The sequence below is a fragment of the uncultured Anaerococcus sp. genome (assembly GCF_937934665.1).
GTDB lineage: Bacteria > Bacillota > Clostridia > Tissierellales > Peptoniphilaceae > Anaerococcus.
Genome location: NZ_CALGYW010000005.1, coordinates 16,922 through 34,174, shown reverse-complemented (window position 1 = coordinate 34,174; position 17,253 = coordinate 16,922). Strand labels below are relative to the sequence as shown.

The following is a 17,253-nucleotide window of genomic DNA, read 5'->3' as shown; positions in this document are numbered from 1 at the left end:
ACTAATCCTCCAGATCATTCAATCTTTTAAGTCTCTTGCGTCTTGCTTTCTCTGCTATAGACATGCCATCACTTGTTTTTTTAGGATCTGACTTTTTCCTATAGGTCCTAACACTAGTTGATCTTTTAAGTTTATCTCTTTCTTCCTTCATTCTTAGCTCATTTAGGCTAGTTATGCCCATATCTCGCCAAGATTTTAGATAGCCCATGACATATTTTACGTCTACGTTTCCAGCTTCCCTTGCCTGTCTAAAGGCTTCTGTTACAAGCTCTGGTTCTTGGTCGTATTCGCCGAGGGTTTCGTGTATCCTTGTTATATCTGCAGGAGTAAGTTTTCTAGCAATAATTCTTTCGACATTTTCAAACATTATTGATTTTCTTTGGGCCTTATCAAAATTAATCTCATTTGATGAAGCCTGACTACTTTCTCCAAAGTACATTTGTCTTAGGGATACTATTTCTATATAAGTCGATCCGTCAGACCTTCTTTTTTCCCTAAAAATGCCCATATTTATCCAAAAACTAACTGCTTCCTCAAATCTTTTATCATCAAAGTTTAACTGGCGTTTAATCTTTGCCACATCTACACTTTGCTTGTCGTATATTTCCTTATAGATTAATAGATAAACCTTGATAGCATCACCATCAGCCATTTGAAGATAGGTATTTAAAAACATATTTTCAAATGGAGTTGTACCCATATCTAATTTCAATTCTTGCATTTCAAAGTTCATAATAATCATCCTTACTTATTTTCATATTTATTATCTTAGAATAAATTAGGCCGTGAGATTTTTCAAAATATCTCTCATCTATCTCTATATCCTGGTTTTCAAAAACTTCTCTTGTGTATGAGCTTACCTTAAATCCACATTTTTCATATAGACTAAGGGCTCTTTTATTAAATTTATTCACATCTAGGGTTAGGGTCCTATAGCCCATTTCCTCAAAAAATACCTTCATTATAGCCATGACCGATTCATACCCATAACCTTGGGAAACAAAATTAGGGTCAAAAACTATTCCTAGCTTGGCCCTTCTTAGGATTGGATTTATATTTTTAAGCCCTATAAAACCTATAAAACGATCATCAAAGACCCTTCTTACAGCAAAATATCTTTTATTGGGCATAGAAATAGTACCCTGCCAGAGTTTGATTTCAAAATCTGTTAGGTTGCCATAATTATAGCCAACGAGCCTAGGATCACTAAAAATCCCCCAATTTTGAAGCTCATGGGCTGACTTATTATCTATATTATCTAAATATATCCTAGGCATTTTCATCTCTTAGTGATAGGTCTGTGAAAGTTGTGCATTGTTTATTAAAAAATAAGTCCACGGTCCCTGTCGCACCATTTCTGTGCTTGGCAAAGATAACCTTGGCCTGGTTAGGTTCTACTTCCTCATCATAATAGTCTTCCCTATATAGGAGCATAACTACGTCAGCATCCTGTTCTATGGCCCCTGACTCTCTTAGGTCTGATAGGATTGGCCTGTGATCAGCCCTCTTATCAGCCTCTCTTGAAAGCTGGGCTAGGGATAATATTGGACAGTTTAATTCCTTAGATAAGGATTTAAGACCTCTAGAAATAGAGGCAATCTCATTTTGCCTATTTTCTTGCCTACCATCTGCCTGCATTAGTTGTAGGTAGTCTATTACTACTAGGTCAAGGCCACGTTCTGCCTTTAGTCTTTTAAGCTTAGACTTCATTTCTGATAGCCTAATACCTGGTGTTTCGTCAACATAGAGGTCAGTTTCGACTATTTTTTTAGTAGCATCTATTAAAAGTGTCCAATCATCATCTCTTATTGAACCATTTATAATTGACTCTAGACCTACAAGACTTACCATGGATAAGAGTCTTTGGTTAAGTTGGTAGATAGACATCTCAAGGGAGAAAAAAGCAACAGACTTGCCATTTCTCGCAGCATTCCAAGCCATAGTTAGGCCTAGGGCTGTCTTACCCATGGCTGGCCTTGCCGCAAGGAGAATTAGCTGAGAATTTTGAAGACCTGATAGTTTATTATCTACTACATCAAGCCCTGTTGATACTCCAGTTATTTTTCCATCTGCTAGGGTTAATTCATTTATCTGCCTAAGGGTATCATCCATGGTGTCAGCTACCCTTACTAGTCCTTGGTTGTGACTATCTTGGGATATCTCAAAGATTTTATTTTCTGCGATCGCAAGGATATCACTTACATCATCCGTTTGCTTATAGGATGAGTCGATTATATCCTCACTTGCCCCAATAAGACTTCTTAGAAGAGACTTTTCTTTGACAGATTTACAATAAGTTTCGATATTTGGAGTATAAAATGAGGAGAGGGTAATCTCAGTGATAAACTCCTCCCCTCCAACTTCTTGTAATATATTTTCGCTCGAAAGCTGGGATATAAGTGATACATAGTCTACTTTAATGTCTTTTTCAAACATCCCTACTATGGACTTATATATCCTTTGCGTTCTCGAGTCATAAAAGTCTACAGGTTTTATAATTTGATTTGCACTATCAAAGGTTTCATTTTTACTTAATATACAACCAATAATAGCCTGTTCTGCTAAGAAATCATAAGGTAATGGCCTTAAGCCATCTGTCATTATTCTACCTCAGCAACTACGTTAACTTTAAGGTCTGCGTTAACTCCTTCGTATAGTCTAGCGTTTATTACGAATTCACCGACTCCGTCGATTTTTTCTACATCTTCGATTCTCTTTCTATCGATTTCAATTCCTTCTTCAGCTAGGGCTTCTGCAAGGTCTTTATTTGTTACAGAACCAAATAGTTTTCTGTCTTCTCCAACTCTTACTCTTTGTTCAAGTGTTAGAGCTTCGATTTTTTCCTTAAGAGCTTCAGCTTCTTTTCTGTTTTGAGCTTCTTCTTTCTTAAGTTTTTCTCTCATTTTTTCAAGTTCTGCCATATTTTCTTTTGTAGCTTTTACAGCCTTACCTTGTGGATTGAGGTAGTTTCTAAAGTATCCTGGTTTTACATCTACAAGGTCTCCCTTAACTCCAACTCTTACAATATTATCTGTTAGTATTACTTTCATTTTTTTCTTCCTCTCTTATATATTCAATAATAGCTTTTCTTAACATTTTTTCAGCATTTTCCATGCTCATATCTAATTGGGTAGCTGCGGCTGTTAAGTGTCCGCCACCTCCAATGCGCTCTAGTATTAATTGTACCGATATATCGCCTAAGCTTCTACCTGAGATATGAATTTTATTATTAGCCCTGGTTAGGACAAAGCTTGCCTTAACTCCCTTTATATTTAAAAGATCATCTGCAGCTTGGCTAGCTATCAGGGTAGATCCATCAATTTCCCTATTAAAATGGGCTACGGCTATAAAGTCGTTTACTATAAATGAATCTGCTATTACCTCTGATTTATATTTTACAATCTCAAAGTCATCCTTAAACATCCTCTTGATGTAAACTGAATCTGCCCCCCATCTTTTAAGAACAGAGGCTGCTTCAAAGGTTCTGACCCCAGTTTGGTAGACAAAATTTTTCGTATCAACTGTTATACCTGCCAGAAGTGATTCTGCAACAGCAGTCCTTGCCTTAAAGTTTTCATCTAAGTAGGATAAAATCTCTGTAACAAGCTCTGATGCGGATGAGGCGTAGGGTTCTATATAGGAAATGGTTGCATTTTTTATATAGTCCTTACCTCTTCTGTGGTGGTCTATGATAAAGATATTATCAGTCTTATCAAGTAAGGCTGGACCTTCAGTTGAATTTTTTCTGTGGTTATCTGTAACAATTATTAAAGAAGCTTGATTAACTCTCTTTAAAGCTTCATCTTCTGTAAGGATATTATCCTTTAACTCTTCTAATTCTTCGCTCACCCTTGCATACATATTTTCAATAGGTTTGGTTACTTCATTTAAAATAATATAGGCTTCCTTATCCATTGATCTGGCTGCTTCATATACTCCTAAGGCTGAACCAAAAGAGTCCATGTCTGGGTTATTATGTCCCATTATAAATATTACAGGACTTGATTGCATCATTCTCTTTAGGGCTTGGGATATAACCCTAGACCTAACTTTTGAGGTTTTTTCTATTGCCTTAGTCTTACCTCCAAAGTACTCGTAGTTATCTTCAAGCTTGACAACTGTCTGATCTCCCCCACGTGATAGGGCAATATTTATAGCATCTCTTGAGTCAGAATATATCTCAGAAGGGTTTGCTCCTGCTATACCTACACCAATTGATAGGGTTGGTGGCAAAGAGTTTCCCTTTTCTATATCCCTTACCTTATCAAGGATAGAAAACTTATCATCGTGGATCTTTCTATAGTCTTGAAACTCACTTAGGATCATAAACCTGTCGTTTTCATATTTTCTAATTAGACATTTATACTTTTTGAAGTATTCATTTATAACCTTATCAATTTCCCCTAGGACCTGAGGTCTAAGGTCAGAACTAGCTGAGTTTCTTATATCCTCATAGTTATCTATAAAGACTGAGTAGAAGACTAGTCTCTTATTTTTAAAGAGTTTTTTTATAGACTCATCATAGGTATTATCTACTCCATACAAAAATGTTTGGCTGTTTTTGTGGTCAGGTTCAAATATAGTTGAGTAATAAAACTGGATTACCTTATCTGATATAGACACATTTTTAGATGTCCTTATTTCTTCATCATTAAACTCTATTTCTGAAAAGTCTGGAATAAGATCATCTATTTTTTCACCTATGAGGGTCCTATTTGGAAATAGGTCCCTAAAAAATGAGTTATGCCACTTTATCTTCCTATTTTCTTCTACTATAGCTATAGGAAAGGGCATTTCAAAGACTACATTTTTTGTAATAGAATCAAAAGAAAAGGATACATCATCCACATACTTCTGAAGCTCTTTTGCCTTAGTTGAATTTATGCTTTTTAAAAACAAAAACAAAATTATTGATACTACAAATCCTAAGGCCCCTAGGGGTTGGTTATAGTAGAAAACTACTATAGATGCAAGTAGGGGAAAGGCCATTATCAAAACTATATTAGCCATGCTAATAAACTTTTCGTTATTTTTCATTTTTCCTCCTTGCTCTAAAATCAATAAATACGTCAGCTATTCCTAATATTATCAGTGGTATAAGCAAAACCTGGATTAAAATCAGCATAAAAAACCATTGAAAGGCCCTAGTTAGGGGTAGGCTTGATTTTTTAAGCATGAAGTCTAAAAGACTTGCTCCATTTATTGCAAAAAACATCATAATAATTAATAGTAAGTTGCCTACTAGGTAAAGATCTTTGATTCCAAAAAACTTGCCCAAATAAAAAATAACTAGACTTACTGCTAATATAATTAGTAAATCCTTGGGGCTCATCCTAAGCTCATCAAGGTTTTTTATATCAGTATAAGCTTCGCTTTTATTAGCTAGGTAATTTCTAATGATTTTTATAGAAATTACCGAATAAAGCATTGATACCCATCCTATTATGGCTGGATATAGGCTAGCTGTAAGCCTTAATATATCAAGGTCTAAATCATAGGAATAAATCTCTTCAAAATTCTCCTTTAAATTAAGCGCAAGGCTATTTATATCAAGACCATCTACTAGCATAGTATACTTATAGATAAATATAAATATAAGACTAGTAATAATAAAAGTCGTTATTATTTCTACTCTTGCAGAGAATTTAAGGCTAACTAGGATGATTAAACTTAAGCCTATAAGTAAAAGTGGGATAAGACTTGTAAAAAGATCTTCCCTACTAGCAAAGATTAGGCCTACAAAGTAGGTGCCAAAAGCCCCCAATAAATAACTTAAAGTCCCTTCATTAAAGTAAAATAGTGCAAATGTTATCGGAATCACTCCAATAAATATTGGACTTTTTTGAGATATGAATAAGCAAATTAAGCTTAGGGCTATGACAAAAATAACTTCCATAATCTTATTAATATGTTTTGTCAATGTCATAAAATCTCCATATAAAAATCAAATAATTTTTATCTATACTATTCTACTTTAAAAAGGAATTTTAACAATATCATAAGGCTTCTTAACCACCTAGTCCCTAAAACTATGGGTCTTTTTATCTAGTAGCTTTCTTGATTCAAAGAGTCTTATTGATGCCTTTGAAATATAGTAAGCTATTATATATAAAATTATTGACACAAGTAGGACTACAAAGATATTTCCCAAAACAAAGGATGAGTTTTCTATAAATAGACTAATTATAAGATAAGAAGTCCAAATAGAATAAAAACTATGAAAGGCTAGAGTCCTATAAATAGACTTATAGTCAGTATAGGATTTTATTAAAACCAAGGTAGTTAAGTCTGTTAAAAGGCCAGCAAGGCCTACAGCCAAAGCTCCAAATATAGATAACCTCAATAAAATTAGGGCCAAAAGGCCCATGATTATTGATATAGTTCCAATTTTTTTCGTTTTTAAAACAGCTGCTGTTAAGACAAAGGTAAAAAGTGGTGTAGTAAATAGCACCCTAGACCCTGGTATAGGAAAAAACCTACTTAGTATATAAAGCATTTTGCCAAAAACATACATCATGGCTAGGGATATGGCCATAAAACTTATATCCTTTATCCTAAATCTATTTATCTTCTTTTTAGGCATAAGAATGTAGTGATGGAAGGAGGGTATTTACTCCTACATAGGTAAAAATTACGCAGATAAATCCTACAATAGCAAAAACTGCTGCTCTTTTTCCCTCCCAACCTCTTGACCTTCTTAGGTGAAGGTAGATTGAATAGATTATCCAGGTTATAAAGGACCAAGTTTCCTTAGGATCCCAAGCCCAGTACCTACCCCAGGCTGATTCTGCCCAAATAGCACCAGTTATCATTACAAGTGATAGGAAGATATAACCAAAGGCTATAATCCTATAGGCTATTAGATCTAGTTGGTCTTTTTCTGCCATAGATTTTGAGAAAAATGAGTCCTTGCTAAACCAATCTCTCATTAGGTACATAGCTGATATACCAGCTGCTACCGCAAAGGCTCCATAGGATAGGATGGCAAGAGAAACGTGGACTGCAAGCCACTTAGAATCAAGGGCTGGCATCAGTGGTCTTACTGTCCTATCACGCATGGCAGCATAACCTATAATTAAAAATAGGATTGGGGTGACAAAGGTACCCATGGCCAAAAGCTTGTATTTTCTTTCAAAAATCAAATAGCAAAGGGCTACTCCCCAGGCAAAGGCTGTGGCAAATTCGTATTGGTTTGAAAGTGGAATCCTGCCTGCATTTACCCACCTTACGCCAAGAGCAAGGGTGTGGGCGATAAATGCAACAATCAGAACATTTTTGCCCCTAAGTCCCCATTTTTCAGTCTTATTTACAAATAATAGTATAAATAGTCCCATGGATACCAGGTAGCCAAAAAGACTTATATAAAATAATATATTTTCTACTTTTAGTAAGTTCATTATAGTCTAATCTCTCCAATTATTTTTTCATATTTTTTGCTATGAAGCTTATCATGTTTAGCTTGTCTTATGTGAAGATAATCACAGTCTTCATCCCTTACTAAGATAACTTCTCTAGGGTTTACATAAAAGGCTAAAAATAGGCCTAACATTAGCAAGGCTGCCCCAAAAAGTGCAATAGGTGTTGCAGGGTCTCTAGCTACTTGGACAAGGGTAAACATCTGTGGATCTCTTATCACGAAGGTGTAATCTTCCCATTTTATAGGATCCCCTGGATGATTAAGTCCCATATCAACCCTAATCCCATCATAATATAGGGCATATAGGGAAACAGGATGGTTTAAAAATGGTGACTTAGTCCTAGGTTTCATCATGGATTCTTCATCAAAATCCGGATAAAAATCTACAAATTGTAGGGCTATTTTTTTATCATCTGCAACAAAGACATCTCCTTTGTACATTAGCCTATCTTCAAAAAGCTTTTCGCCTTTAAAAAGCAAGGCATCGTAGGCCCAACCTGTCGAATTTTGGTAGACGTTGAAGTCTTTAAACCTAAAAGGCTTATTTACCATAGCCACCCCCTTATCAATTTCTTTGTTGTCCTTATCGAGGATTGAAAGGCTGGTAATATACTGTTCAACTGTGTAGTCTTCCCTAAACATTACATCATATTGGTCAACTTTTATCTTATAATCAGAGTTTGTAAGCTCCATTACACTGCCCGGTACTCCGTGGACAAATTCTTCAAAACCCTGGTACCTACCGTAGCCAAAGGCTAGGATTATAATGATTAGAGATAAGTGGGTTAACCAAGAACCCATATGGCCAATCTTACCATCAAAGGCATAGTAGACGTCCTTACCATCAATTTCAGTCTTTTTATAAGTTCTAATATTTAGCTTTTTAAAAATTGAAAGGTCATCGTCCTTAACCCTAATCCAAGACTTATAATTTTTTAGTTTTGGACCTATTTCTGGTTCCTTAAAGGATTTTTCAAAAATTATCTTAAAACGATTTACACTACATAAGAATAAATTTATCAAAAGAAGACCAGTTATTAAGATATACCACCAAGCATAAAAGACCTTGTCAAAGTCACAAGCAAGGATTAACTTCGCCCAAAAATTACTATAGGAATGAAGATAAAACTCTTCTGGATTTCCCTGGGGAATTACTGTTCCAATTACCGATAAAAGGGCAATTACAACCAAAAGAATTATCCCCGTCTTCATTGAGTAAAAACTTTTAAATATTTTTTTAATTTTTTCTTTCATAAACTTCCTTAAAGCAAAAGGACTCCGAAGAGTCCCTCTTGGCTTTCTTTATTCGTACTTATTTAAAATTTCTAGACCTTGGTCAACTAACTCTTCAGCTTCATCTAAGTTTTGGTGGGCTTTCTTTGAGTTGTGGAATCCTTCTCCATTTTCTACCCAAACAAAGTCCCATTTAAATTGAGCATGTCTGTGAATATGCTGAAGCTCTGCCTTATCTTCATCAGATAGGTCACCTTTTTCTATATGTTTAGCTAAAAGATCTACAAATTCTTTAAGTTTGTCACTTACTTCGTTAGTCCTGTCATAAACACCTTGTTGAACTTCTTCAACCCAAGATATCATCTCATCCTCGCTCTTTCCTGCGTGGCAAGATAGGCAAGAGTTTTTAATACCTTCTTTTGACTTAAGTGGACTTGTCCAGTGGTGAGACTTAAATTTCTCACCCTTTTCATTTTCAACTACTGGCATGTGGCAGTCTATACAGGATAGGCCAGCAGAATCATGGGCTGAACCCATCATAGTTTCAAACTCTGGGTGTTGGGCCTTAAGTAGTTTAGCACCTGTTTGTGGGTGTTCCCAGTCAGCAAAATCTATCTCATCATAGTATTCTAGCATATCATCAGTTTCAAAACCATATTTATAAGGTAATATTACTTCCTTAGTCTCAGGATCCATATAATATTCAACGTGGCATTGGGCACAGGCTAGACTTTCTAGCTTAGCATTATTTCCATTTACATAACCTTCGTCAATAGCCTTTTGGAAGTGATCTCTGGTTACTTGAATCTTGCCTAAATCATCCATATGGCAGTCATAACAAGAAATAGTTTCCATCTTTGGATGATCTGCGACAAACTCATCAAAATCAATGGCATTTACATCTACCCCGTCTTTTTCAAGGGCATCTACAAAGTCTATAGTCTTACATGCTAAGCATGATGCACCAGCCTTTGGTCTTTTAGTATTTATTACATCTTCTAGAGCATAAACGTGTCCCCTAGCCCTGTCGTATTGCTTAGCAAAACCATAACCGTCATAATATGTTTTTAAGTTTGGATGCTCTTCTAAGTAGTCAACCTGGACTGAACCACCAAATTTGGTTTCGCTCATATCTGCATTTGCCTGATATGTTGCATAAACATCTGGATATGTATCTTTATAGTCTTCTGCAGATTTTATCTCTGTATCACCACCGCATGAACTTAGAGATACAGCTAAGATAAAGGCAGAGATGGCCCCCATAAGCTTCTTATTCATCTTTCCCTCCTAAAATTTTTCCTAGGTAATATAAGTAAATTATACCTATTCTTTATATCAATTATAAACTATTTTTAGAAAATTTACAAGCAAAGCTTTTCCACCCTCATATTAGACTATATAACCTTATTTAAAAGTTAGATAAAATATATTAAAAAAACGCAAGTCTTAAACCTGCGTTTTTTCTAATCAATATTTAATGATGCTAGTATTTCATTTCTATACCTGGTAAATTTCTCACTTGTTCTTTGTCTTGGATAGTCTAAGTCTATATCTACTATGTCCTTAACCCTACCTGGATTTGCCTGCATAATAATAACCTTAGTTGACATATAGATAGCCTCATCTACATCGTGGGTTACCATTATATTTAAGTTTTTTTCTTCACTCCAAAGGTCTAGGATTAAGTCCTGCATGTTCATCCTGGTAAAGGCATCTAGGGCACCAAGGGGTTCGTCAAGAAGCATTATTTCAGGCTTATTAATAAGAGTTCTTATGAGAGATACTCTTTGGGCCATGCCTCCTGATAGGGCACTTGGATAAAGGTCTTTAAAATCATCAAGGCCAACCTTATGGATTAGCTTATCTACTGCTATTTCATCAGTTTCTTTTCTAAGATCACTTGCAAAAGATACATTTTCTTTTACAGTAAGCCAAGGAAAGAGATTGGGCTTTTGAAAGACCATGCCCCTATTTATAGAAGGATCTACTATCTCTTGTCCATCTAGTTTTAAAAAACCAAAGCTAGGTTTTATTAGACCTGCTATAAGCCTTAGCAAGGTAGATTTACCACAACCTGAAGGACCAACTATGGATATAAACTCCCCATCTTTTGCGACAAAGTTTACATCGGCGATGGCATGGGTTAGGCCGTTTTCATCCGCCCTTGGAAATAATTTTCCAACATCTTTTAAGATTAATTCACTCATTAGTTTACTCCTTCCTTCTTCCAGATAAGAACCCTATCGCTAATTTTCTTTATCAAGATATTTACTATAATAAAGGTAATAGCTAAAAGGATTATAGCTCCGTACATGGCTGAATAATCTGCCCATGAGCTTTTCCAGGTAATATACCAACCAAGACCTGATTCTACACCCATCATCTCAGCAACTATTAGGGCATTACAAGCTGCACTCATAGCCGAAACTAGGCCTTGGAAGATATTTGGACTAGCTGATGGTATAGCAATTTTTCTAACCATTTGACTATTACTTGCCCCAAGAGTCTGTGCTGCATCATAGTAGGCTGGGTCTACATTTCTAATACCTGTTATAGTTGAAAGACTAACTTGAAACCAAACCCCTAGGGCTATTATAAATACAGCTCCTTGGAAGAGGTTTATGGCAAGTACCATAACTACTGGTAGCCAAGTTGTTGTTGGGATAGGACCTAAAAGTTTTAAGATAGGGTCCACCCAATAGTTTACCGCTTCAAAATAACCTGCAAGGATACCTGTAATTATCCCCAAAAGCGATCCTATTATATATCCTGTAAATAAAAGCTTAAGGGATGATATAACCGACTCTAAAAGATAGGCCTTATCTGCTGCCATAGAGTTTAGGATCATATCAAGCCATGGGAAGTATGGAAGTTTTAAGATATTTGTTTTTAAGGTTAGAATATCAAAGACTATTAGGATTACAAATATACCAGTATATAGGGGCCAGTTGTAGCTTAACCTTGCTTTTATTTTCTCAAACTTTACTGATATAACTAATTCTAATAGGTAAATACCTATTAGAACTAGAATAAATTTTACATAAAGCCCACTTGCCTTGCTAGCTGGGTCAAAGTTTGGAATAAATATATATTCAAGTATAGCAAGGATGGCAAAAATTAGGGGAATAAATAACTTTATAGGGCTAGTCTTTTTGTGATCTCCCTCTATTTTTTTTAGCTCATTCTTGGTGAGATTTTCTTGAGATATTTTTGAAGATTCCATATTTCTTACTTCCCTTCTTTTATACTTACTTCTCCATTTCCTAGTGGTCTCCAGTAATTTTCTACATATTCATCTGTTGACTTAGAATCATCTACAAGACCTAGTTTTTTGTAGTCATCAAAGTAGGTTCTAATTGTATTTAGACCATCTTCATTATTTAATTTGTAGTCATAGGCCTTTAGGAGGTTGGCTGCTACTTCTGGATCACCTGAAGCTAGGTTTTTAGCTTGGAGTTTTTCTACAGCCTCCTTTGAATTTGCTGCTACAAATTGGTTCCCCTTTTCAATTTGTTCTGCTATAAGTTCTGCAAGCATAGGGTTTTTGTCAACGAAGTCCTTGTTAAAGGCTGTTACACAGCAAACTTCTTTTTTGAAGTCCTCATCTTCTGTTAGGGACCTAATTGGTCTAATCTTGCCTGACTTTAAAAATTCTTGGGCAAATTGATCATCAAGGACTGCTCCCTTTATCTCCCCACTTTCAAGGGCTTGGATAACTGCAGCTGGGTCCACTGGTTTTATATTTACATCATCTGGATTTACATCATCATGAACTAAAAATCTTAAAAGGGTGTTATGACCACTGTTACCTATACCATTTGTTACTGCTATATCTTCATTTACTAGGTCAGAAGTTTCTTGATAGCTGCTTTCATTTAATACATAAAGTGACTTACATCCTGAGTGGCTAGCTGTTGAAAAGACGTAGTTAAGTCCCTTGGTCGCTGGTACTAATAGACCTCCGAACTCACCTGTCATTACATCGATTTGTCCACTACCTAGGGCATCCTTGCCTGATTTGGTATTTACAAATTCTACATCTATGTTATTTTCCTTGAAGTATCCTTCAATCTCAGCCATATTTTGACCAGCTATACAAAGGTCTCCGTCAAAACCTATCCTTATTGTTGAACCATATCTTTCTTCATCTTCTATAAAGTGGTCTTTTTCCGCTAGGTTTTCTTCGCTTATTTCAGTAGTTTCTTTTACTGGAGCTTCTTCTCCATTTTTTACACAAGCACTAAGGCTTAAGCTTGCTAAAAGTAATAGGGCTATAGTTTTTTTGTTTTTCATAATTTTCTCCTTATTTACAGCATGAATCGTATTCAATATTTTCTATATCAAAATTTGGGTCACTAAAATCAATTATTTCTTCTTCCTGAAACTCTATTTCTTTATTATAATGAGAAATAGCCTCTGCTTTTATTGGTCTTGTATTTTGTTCTACTTTAGAAGTAGAACAGGCAGTAAGCACTAATAAACTTGTTACCATAGGTAAAATCTTTTTAATTTTCATAAAACCTTCCTTGTTTTTAGACATAAAAAACCCCGTCCATATAGGACGAGGTTTACCCGTGTTTCCACCTAAGTTCATTCCTAGAAATATCTAGAAATCTTATTTGCGATATAACACTCGCACTGTCCCAGCCTAATTAGTCAGCTAGAAGATTCAAAGATGCACTTCCAAGCAAACTTGGCTGGGTTTTCTCAGCTTAGACCCTCTCTGTAAGCTTCGTTAGGCTTGTACTTTTCTTTTCAAAATCTTTTATTACTATTCATGTTTTTAAGTATACTAGCTTTTTTAATTCCGTGCAAGTTACTAGGATATATTTTTACTAGTGTAAATTTAAAAGCATTTAGTATAATGATTGTAGAACTAACAAAGAGGAAGATATGGATAATATTAAAGATTTTGACGTGTCAATAATTTCAGACCCCCACCTTCTAGATGAGTCCCTAATTGCTGACACTGAAAGTTTAAGAAAAGAACTAAAAGTTGAAAGAAAACTTGTCGTAGAAAGCGAATCACTTTTTAAAAAGGCCCTAAGTATGGTAGATGATGCCCAGACTCAATTTTTGATTCTCTCGGGAGATATCACTAAAGAAGGAGAACTTATAAGCAACAAAAAAGCTTCTAAGCTACTTAAAAAATGGCAGGAAAAAGATCCTAAGAGAAAAATTTTCCTAATCCCAGGTAACCACGATATGAATTCAAAAAGAGCCTACGATTATAAAAACGATGTCAAAGTGCAGGCAACTAGTCCCAAAGATTTCCTAGAAATTTATGATTTCATCTACAAAGACTCTTCTAACCTAGAATTTTATAAAGATTCAAGCATTTTTAAATCCTACCTAAAAGAGGTCAATGAAAAATATTCTAGAGAGGAAAAATATTCTTACTATGCCAATGGTTACCTATCTTATGTAGCCAGGGTAAAAAAAGATTTTAACTATAAAAACGGCCTAACTATTATAATGATTGACTCTTCAATCTATAGCGCAGATAGAGAGCAGGGCCATAGGGACGGGGTAAATAATGTTATTGGTTCAATTTCTAAGGACCAACTAAGGTGGATTGTAGAAAAAATTGACGAGGCTAAGGCTAGGGACGATATGGTTGTAGCTGTAAGCCACCACGCCTTTATACCAAATTTTAGAAACCAAGAATTGGTCTTTTCGCCCTTTATTATTAAAGAATACAAGGAAAAAATTGAAGATAAGGATCCTAGGCTAAATAATAAGACTCCAATTGAGGTATTAGCTGATAATGGGGTGAAATTTTTATTTACCGGCCACCTCCATGAAAATGGCACAGCTAAGTTTGTATCTGAAGAGGGTAACGAAATTTATGATATCCAAACTGGATCAACAATTACCTATCCCCTTCCAATCAGGCACCTAAAAATAGAAAATAAATCTGGAACTATTAGTGGCTTTGAAATAGTAATTAAAACTGAACTAATAAGGGATTTTACCTATAAGGATGAAAATAAAAACTTCATAGAAGTAAAAGATGCTTCTCTGCATACGCTAGAAAATCAACTTTCCCTTAGGGAAGTCATCTCAAACTACATTAGGATCCAAGCTAATAACCCAAAACTTGAAAATCTTGGTATCAAAAAAGAAATAATAGATCAAATAAATTCTAATACCAAGTTTAACCTTCCTTATACTGGCTATATGGACCAGGTAGTTTTTCCTATGATAAGGAATAAATTTCCTATAAAAAAATCCTTTGTAGGAAATATCAACCTTACAAAAAGAGACGGTTATCATTTTCTTTTGATAAGTGCCCTAGGCAATAAAATTATCATGAGGTCAAAAGACATAGAAGAGGCCCTAGATGTGATTTTTAGGCAGGTTGAAAGAGATATCTTCTACCCACCCCTTATGATTTACTTTATAGAAAAAATTTTAAACAAAATTTTTAAGATGCCTATAGATGAGGATGGGCACACATTTTACGATTTTTCTAATTTCATCTACCAATATAAGTCAAATGACATAGAAAGACCAAAGTATGTCACTGATATGATAGATAAGTTAAATGACAGTTCCTACGATATTATAGATGAAACTTTAGACTTTGCAGCTGATGAAATAAACGAAGCCTTCGACTATGTGACAGAAAATATTAAGTTTATTAAGTATGGATCAAAAAATAGGTTTTATGATGACCTGATAAAAACCCAGGGCTTTAGCTCAAACCTTAGCTACAAGTATATAAGGCGAAGAGTTGATAATCTTAAAGACCTATTAAATTTCTTTTCAAGGTTTATTACTAAAAAATCCTCTATAAGTGGGGTTGACCTAGCCAAAAAAATTCTCCATTCTAAGGCAGTTAGAAGATTTAAAATGGATATGTCCGATAAGATGTTTGGTCAAAAATCTTTAAGAAAGTTTATAACTGATATGATTGGTGAGATGAATGAAGATATGGCAAAAATCTACCAAAACGATACAGACAATGATATAGATTATTACTTCAACTACATCGAATTTCATGATAGCGATAATTAAAGATAAAAAACAAGCCTTGTAAAATTTTACCAAGGCTTGTTTTTTATTACCTATAATCTTCTGCTGAAAACCCTGGGTCTTGGGTAAAGTTTAGCCCAAGTTTTCTAAGCATAGATTTTTGTGACTCATTTAGTATAACTGTTGAATGTGCATCTAATCCCCTAAGTTCACTTAGTTTTTCTATGGCCATATGGGTTAGCGGATTTGTTGTAGCTGAAATTGATAGGGCTATAAGCATCTCGTTTACAGATAGACTTGTAACCTTCCCGCCTAAGTCTTTAGTCTTAAGCTCTGAAACAGGTTCGATAATATGTGGAGATATAAGTAAGATCTCATCATCGAGTTTGCCAAGTTTCTTAAGGGCATTTAAGATACAGGCTGAAGGCGCACTTAGAAGGTCACTTTTCTTACCTGTTATTATTTCGCCATCATCTAACTCTATGGCAAAGGCTTCCGTACCTGTCCTTTCTGCCTTCTTTCTTGCTTCAAGGGCCACAAGCCTATCATCACTAGTTATTTCTAGCTGGCTCATTAAAATCTGAATCTTCTCTAGGGTATGTATATGTTGTTTGGCCATCCTATAATCAATAAGGGTATTGTAGTACCTTCTTATGATTTCAGCCTTGGAGGCTTCTGTGGCTGCCTTTTCATCAATTATACAAAAACCAACCATATTTACGCCCATATCTGTTGGAGACTTGTAAGGAGATTTTCCCATGATTTTTTCAAACATCTTCTTTAAGATAGGAAAGGCTTCTACATCCCTATTATAGGATACGGCAGACTTACCATAGGCTTCAAGGTGATAAGGGTCTATCATATTCACATCATCAAGGTCAGCTGTGGCTGACTCATAGGCCATATTGACTGGGTGTTTTAAAGATAGGTTCCATATTGGAAAAGTCTCAAACTTAGCGTAGCCAGCATTTACTCCATTTTCATGGTCAAGATACATCTGAGACAGGCAGGTTGCCATTTTTCCTGAACCAGGTCCTGGACCTGTTACTACTACTAAGGGTCTAGTTGTTTTAACATGGTCGTTTTTTCCAAAGCCCTCCTCTGAAATAATTTTTCCAAGGTCATTTGGGTAGCCTTCAATATCGTAAGTCTTGTAATTTTTTATACCAAGGTTGTCAAGGTATTGGCTGTATTTAAGAGCCTTTTCTTGGTAGTCAAATTGAGTAATAACAATAGCAGATACCAAAAATCCAAAGTCTTCAAGATATGACTTAAGCCTTATAGCCTCAGTATCATAAGATATACCATTATCTCCTCTAATCTTTGTATTTTCAATATCTTTAGCATTTATAGTAATAATTATCTCTGTCTTATCTTTTATATTTAAGAGCATCCTAAGTTTAGAATCTGGCAAAAATCCTGGCAAAACCCTTGATGCGTGAGCATCGTCGAAGAGCTTACCTCCAAATTCTAGGTATAATTTATCAAAGTGACTTATTCTTTCAACAATCTTTGCAGATTGTTCTTTTATATATTTATCATTATCAAAAGCTAATTTCACAATAACCTCCATCTATACCTTTTAATTATACCTTTAAATTTCTATAAAAAAAATAAGACGCACA

16 protein-coding genes and 1 other annotated feature are annotated in these 17,253 nt (G+C 35.1%); of the genes, 1 reads left to right on the top strand and 15 read right to left on the bottom strand.

The window, feature by feature from the left end; all coding sequences use genetic code 11:
• Window position 1: 1 nt before the first annotated feature.
• The 14 genes from Q0410_RS00250 to Q0410_RS00185 form a co-directional block, all read right to left on the bottom strand.
• On the bottom strand, window positions 2-742 hold the full coding sequence (locus tag Q0410_RS00250; protein WP_299031447.1) for a DnaD domain-containing protein: 741 nt from the start codon (window positions 740-742) through the stop codon (window positions 2-4).
• Complete coding sequence (locus Q0410_RS00245; protein ID WP_299031443.1) at window positions 723-1,277, bottom strand: GNAT family N-acetyltransferase; 555 nt, start codon at window positions 1,275-1,277, stop codon at window positions 723-725. Before Q0410_RS00245 ends, Q0410_RS00250 begins: the two co-directional genes overlap by 20 nt.
• Complete coding sequence (gene dnaB, locus Q0410_RS00240) at window positions 1,270-2,601, bottom strand: replicative DNA helicase (protein ID WP_299031440.1); 1,332 nt, start codon at window positions 2,599-2,601, stop codon at window positions 1,270-1,272. Before dnaB ends, Q0410_RS00245 begins: the two co-directional genes overlap by 8 nt.
• On the bottom strand, window positions 2,601-3,050 hold the full coding sequence (gene rplI / locus Q0410_RS00235) for a 50S ribosomal protein L9 (RefSeq protein ID WP_299031437.1): 450 nt from the start codon (window positions 3,048-3,050) through the stop codon (window positions 2,601-2,603). The genes dnaB and rplI overlap by 1 nt, the downstream gene beginning before the upstream one ends.
• The gene (locus Q0410_RS00230) at window positions 3,028-5,037 is read right to left on the bottom strand and encodes a DHH family phosphoesterase (protein WP_299031434.1); all 2,010 of its coding nucleotides are present in this window, start codon (window positions 5,035-5,037) and stop codon (window positions 3,028-3,030) included. The genes rplI and Q0410_RS00230 overlap by 23 nt, the downstream gene beginning before the upstream one ends.
• Entirely contained in the window at window positions 5,027-5,926 is a 900-nt protein-coding gene (locus tag Q0410_RS00225) for a DUF2232 domain-containing protein (RefSeq protein WP_299031431.1), read from the bottom strand. The genes Q0410_RS00230 and Q0410_RS00225 overlap by 11 nt, the downstream gene beginning before the upstream one ends.
• 90 nt (window positions 5,927-6,016) lie before the next feature.
• Window positions 6,017-6,583, bottom strand: a complete 567-nt coding sequence (locus tag Q0410_RS00220) for a hypothetical protein (protein WP_299031429.1) — start codon at window positions 6,581-6,583, stop codon at window positions 6,017-6,019.
• The gene (gene ccsB, locus Q0410_RS00215; RefSeq protein ID WP_299031426.1) at window positions 6,576-7,397 is read right to left on the bottom strand and encodes a c-type cytochrome biogenesis protein CcsB; all 822 of its coding nucleotides are present in this window, start codon (window positions 7,395-7,397) and stop codon (window positions 6,576-6,578) included. The genes Q0410_RS00220 and ccsB overlap by 8 nt, the downstream gene beginning before the upstream one ends.
• Window positions 7,397-8,671, bottom strand: coding sequence for a cytochrome c biogenesis protein ResB (locus Q0410_RS00210; protein WP_299031423.1), 1,275 nt, complete (start codon window positions 8,669-8,671; stop codon window positions 7,397-7,399). The genes ccsB and Q0410_RS00210 overlap by 1 nt, the downstream gene beginning before the upstream one ends.
• Window positions 8,672-8,719: 48 nt before the next feature.
• Window positions 8,720-9,928: an ammonia-forming cytochrome c nitrite reductase subunit c552 gene (locus tag Q0410_RS00205; protein ID WP_299031420.1), complete on the bottom strand. Its 1,209-nt coding sequence runs from the start codon at window positions 9,926-9,928 to the stop codon at window positions 8,720-8,722.
• A gap of 185 nt (window positions 9,929-10,113) precedes the next feature.
• Window positions 10,114-10,857 (bottom strand): ABC transporter ATP-binding protein, encoded by a 744-nt coding sequence (locus tag Q0410_RS00200; protein ID WP_299031417.1) that lies wholly within the window; start codon window positions 10,855-10,857, stop codon window positions 10,114-10,116.
• A complete protein-coding gene (locus tag Q0410_RS00195) occupies window positions 10,857-11,873 on the bottom strand; it encodes an ABC transporter permease (RefSeq protein WP_299031414.1) in 1,017 nt (338 codons plus the stop codon). Before Q0410_RS00195 ends, Q0410_RS00200 begins: the two co-directional genes overlap by 1 nt.
• 5 nt (window positions 11,874-11,878) lie before the next feature.
• Entirely contained in the window at window positions 11,879-12,943 is a 1,065-nt protein-coding gene (locus Q0410_RS00190) for an ABC transporter substrate-binding protein (protein WP_299031411.1), read from the bottom strand.
• A gap of 10 nt (window positions 12,944-12,953) precedes the next feature.
• Window positions 12,954-13,166, bottom strand: a complete 213-nt coding sequence (locus Q0410_RS00185) for a hypothetical protein (RefSeq protein ID WP_299031409.1) — start codon at window positions 13,164-13,166, stop codon at window positions 12,954-12,956.
• A 38-nt stretch (window positions 13,167-13,204) separates the two neighbouring features.
• Window positions 13,205-13,418 (bottom strand) — a binding site (T-box leader).
• A gap of 125 nt (window positions 13,419-13,543) precedes the next feature.
• Between Q0410_RS00185 and Q0410_RS00180 the strand changes: the two genes are divergently transcribed.
• A complete protein-coding gene (locus Q0410_RS00180) occupies window positions 13,544-15,670 on the top strand; it encodes a metallophosphoesterase (RefSeq protein ID WP_299031406.1) in 2,127 nt (708 codons plus the stop codon).
• 46 nt (window positions 15,671-15,716) lie between these two features.
• On the opposite strand, the gene Q0410_RS00175 is transcribed toward Q0410_RS00180, so the two are convergent.
• Window positions 15,717-17,189: a DUF1846 domain-containing protein gene (locus Q0410_RS00175; RefSeq protein ID WP_299031403.1), complete on the bottom strand. Its 1,473-nt coding sequence runs from the start codon at window positions 17,187-17,189 to the stop codon at window positions 15,717-15,719.
• Window positions 17,190-17,253 lie beyond the last annotated feature (64 nt).